General features: G+C 44.1%; 2 protein-coding genes. Both read left to right on the forward strand.

Features of this window, described 5'->3' with window-relative positions; all coding sequences use genetic code 11:
• Positions 1–3,054: T6SS effector BTH_I2691 family protein (locus AB4154_RS22170; RefSeq protein WP_372124129.1), on the forward strand; the 3,054-nt coding region annotated here is incomplete at its 5' end.
• Between the two features lie 3 nt (positions 3,055–3,057).
• The gene (locus tag AB4154_RS22175; protein ID WP_372124130.1) at positions 3,058–4,011 is read left to right on the forward strand and encodes a hypothetical protein; all 954 of its coding nucleotides are present in this window, start codon (positions 3,058–3,060) and stop codon (positions 4,009–4,011) included.
• Positions 4,012–4,135 lie beyond the last annotated feature (124 nt).

The following is a 4,135-nucleotide window of genomic DNA, read 5'->3' on the forward strand; positions in this document are numbered from 1 at the left end:
AATTCAGCGTACCACTACATTGATGAATATGAAGTGAAAGGGACACAATTCACGCTTCATAAACTCGGGGCAGCTGAAGACCCGGAGTCAGAGGCAAGGGGAGTACCAGAGTCCCCAAGTACATTCCTTACTTATACTGAAGGAAGCCTTCTATCCCTCTGTTTTTCAGAGCACCGATGGACATGGAAAATGTTTCTTGCTGTAGTGAACAACCCCAGCAGTCATATTGACCGCATGCAAACCATGGTACTCACAGCGAACTCGCAACAGCACCATATTGCGCCTATCGCTCAGCTCTCTGAAGTGGCAGACATCGAAGCCTCTGCTGTCGATGATGGTCGCTTTGCTGATTCAGGAATGAGTACACAAGCCGATGAAGCAGCCTTCCCATTCAAACCCGTTGCCTCTGAAAATGATGTAACGGCAACGCTTCCTGAAGAGGAAGCTGCCTATTTTGTCGCCATAAAAGATTACGCCGCTGACATTCAAGATATATCGCTGCATTTTGTTGGTGCCGCCAGCCCCTACCGCCTTTTCACTGATCAGTTTTCAAACCAGTGGAGCTTGATGCAGACTGCCATGCAACTGTGTATGTTTGGTGCAAGTGACGAGACAGATATGCCCGCAGGAGTAAAGCGCAAAAACCAAGAGCTTGATTTCTATATGGACATGGCGGATTACTATGACAACTCAGCAATGGTTGACCTTACCAGTGAATCCCAAGCAGCTATCATCAAAGGAATGCCATCCTCATTTTCCCAGCAAGCTATCGATGATTATCAAAAGTCCACTTCAGAGATAGCAGAGGCTATACAGAAGAAATATGGCATTTCAGCAAACCGATTTGGCAAATACGAGCAATGGATAGCGACTGAGCGCTGGCGTAAGCAGCTCAACTGGAAGCAAATGCTGAGCGAAATGCAGGCGCTATCAGAGCAAAAAGAGACCATGCTTGCTCAAGTGACTTCCGTAAAGCGTGACTTTATTTCGGTATTAGAAACGCTCACTCCTCATCATCTCGAACGTGTCTTCGACCTTTACAGCGAGGAAACGCAATATAGCCTCTATCAACTTCACCTAGCGGCGGTAGAAGCGTTTAGCCTTGTGATTGAAGAAGAAGACCGTATTTGGGCAGAAAGCCAATGGGAGAATCCGACCAGCTTATTACCACTCTATACCTCTGGCTTCAGTCGAAGTGTCTATAATGAGCTGAAAAAATCAATTCCCGAGCCTCTATCAACATCGTCAAGCGATGAAGATAAATGGTTAGAGCATGTATCTTCGGTGAGCAATAAAACGGGGATGTATGCGAAGGTCATGGACTTTGTCACAAACCCAAACACGTCCGAAACCGAAGTGTTGAAAGACTTGGCAAAAGGCTTTAAAGAGCTCGATATCCTATTCAAAGCCTCCATCAGCGCTGCTTTAAAGGGAACGTTAGAGCTGGGTGTGAGTTTTACCTCTCAAGCTTCCATTCTATTGATGCCAACGTTGGCTAAGCCATTGTCTCGAAATAGTTTCGTATGGCGAGCGAGTATAGCTGAGCGTATGGCGCAAACGATGCCAGTGAGTATTAATGACAATTATGCTCAAGGTTTTAAGGATTGGAAAACGCGCATTGAAGATAATCTCGCTGAGCTAAAGAAAAACAACCTCATTATTTCTGAGGTAAATCAAAATCAGCGCAAGGCGACGGCTAAGTATAAAGAGGCGTTAAAGAATCAGCGTCGAATCAAAAAATCATTAGCGGTGGCGACTTTAGAATACCCACAACGCATTATACTTCCGGACGACCTACCAAAAGCAACGGTAGAATTAAGGGCAAGGGTAATCAGCGAGCCCGCAGGTGATTTACACAAACTGTTCGAAAACGCAGGTGGGGTGGGGTTTCTAGCTCTTCTGTTTAACAGCATTGCCTTGATCGATGCCATGAGCAGTATTGCCGATACAGGCTTGATGAATTCAGATGAATTCTTAGACATACAACAAAAGCTGTTTTATACCGCCAGTGCGTGGACGGGGATTCGGACGGGGAAATTATGGGATAAGGTTAAGGGGAGTGATGAACTCAGAGAACACTCGCTGAAAACTCTTAAAAAGTTAGTAAATCGAAATACAAAAGGTTTTGAAAACCTGATCCTTGATGACTTAAAGGTATTCAATAAATGGCTCGCGATCACAGGGGCTTTGGGGGCGCTAGCTTCAGGTATTGAGGCATTCCGTTCTTGGCAGAGTGCTGATGAGGTTTATGGTCTTGAAAAATACCTGCATATAGCAAATACAGCAACACTTGGTTTAACTGGTGCAATTGGTGTGTTCCAGTTCATAGGAGCTTCTAGTGGTACCTTTTCGACTAACTTGCTATTTGGTGGTCCGGTAACGGCAGCTTTAGTTATTCTTACTGTTACATACCTAGCCATTAATTATAAGTTGAACAAGCTGAAACAAGATGATTTCCAAAAATGGTTAGATAAACTGCCTTGGGGTTATCACCCGAGTCGGACGCAGTGGAGTCAATCTGCGAGCTTACCTGAACGAGAGAAGCATAATTCAGCATTAGTACGTCAAGCGCTGTTTGACCTGCAATCCATTATTCAGCAGCCAACGGTATACCACCAGCCTATTGAAAAAGTACAAGCCTATCCGGGTTACACTCATCGTGAATTAATTGGTTTGGACGTGCATATTCAACTGCCACGCCATGCTGCAACGAATGGGATTACCGTGAGTACCAATACCAAGGCAACAGAAGATGAGTTGACGTCAGGCTCGTGGCATCAAAACGCAGATTTAGTCACGCTACAAACACAGAGCCAAGCTAGCAAAGAATTACTGGTGTATAAGGTAACATTACCGATCAAAGAAGCCGATCGATACCTTGCCATACAAGTAGCGTACGATGTGGAAGATGATGCCCCAGCTAAGCGTGAGTATTGGTTCCAAAACGGCGTAAAACAGAGTGCAACTTATGGTGTGATTTCAGACAATAGCAAACAAAGCACCATTCAGAAATCACTTACCCCCGTTGTCGGCACATTAGGTTTTCAGGAGTAACCCTTGGCATATTCACCATTTTACATCACCCCAGAAGAGTTGGCAGTTTACCAAGAGGCACAAGAGCAAGAGATTCTTACAGGGAACAATTTAACAACATGGCACAAATATGATGTAGAAGAGCCGTTTCGCTACTACTACAAACTATTTGCGCTTCCATTTGTGATCGCGCCATTCCTATTAACTTTTTTGATACATACAAGTGACACGGTTGGTGCAACCATTTTTTCTTTTATTTTGTCGGTGATGGTGTCTGGAGCTTTCTACCTTACGATCGGCCTCGATTATCGGTATGACTACATTTTTTCTGACAAGGGCTTTGTGATGAAAAAGCGTCGCAATATGCCTAAGTGGGTGAATACCGCCACGCAAGCTGTTGGTTGGATAGGCGCGGTGGTGTGTGTGACGATGGTAGCGGTGGTTGGCCCAATGGCTTTAGCGGGTGCTGGCGCCCTTATTTTACTCTCATTTGGTATGTTAAAACGCCAGCCTGATGTACCAACAGAAGTGAGAGTCGGAGAACGTGAAGATTGGCTGTTTGCTGACTACAACAAGAAAAGAAAAGTGGTCCAGTTTTATTTTAAGCAAGACATATGCAGATATCGAGATACTGCTCATAAGACTATCTTTCGCTCACAAGACAGATCAGATTGTTATGTTTTCTTTAAAACTGAAGCGGATTTAGAATCCATGGTCGCGCAACTTTCAAAGGTCTACAAACTGAATTGTACAAAGGTCGATGACCATAAAAAGCTGTTTGAAGCAAAGCCAGAATCAAGGCTCTTTAGTATCCCTGTTTGTAGTAGAGAATATCAAACCGATGAGGTGTTTGATTTTAGAGCTACAAACACCCCACTCCCAGAGCGTGAATACCTTTACAATGGCAAGTGGCAAACCGAGTCTGAGATTGAACAATCTAAGGCAGAAGGTACAAATAATCTGAATAGCAATATCTGATATTACCTTTGTCACTCGCGCTAGTTGTAAAAGTGTAGAAACCAAGAAGCCTCCAACATTGGAGGCTTCTTTTTATCCAGATAGTATTAAGATACTAAGCTTCTGAATAATACCAATCCGGAAA

It is taken from the genome of Vibrio sp. 10N.286.51.B11, assembly GCF_041469245.1.
In the GTDB taxonomy this organism is placed as follows: domain Bacteria; phylum Pseudomonadota; class Gammaproteobacteria; order Enterobacterales; family Vibrionaceae; genus Vibrio; species Vibrio crassostreae_C.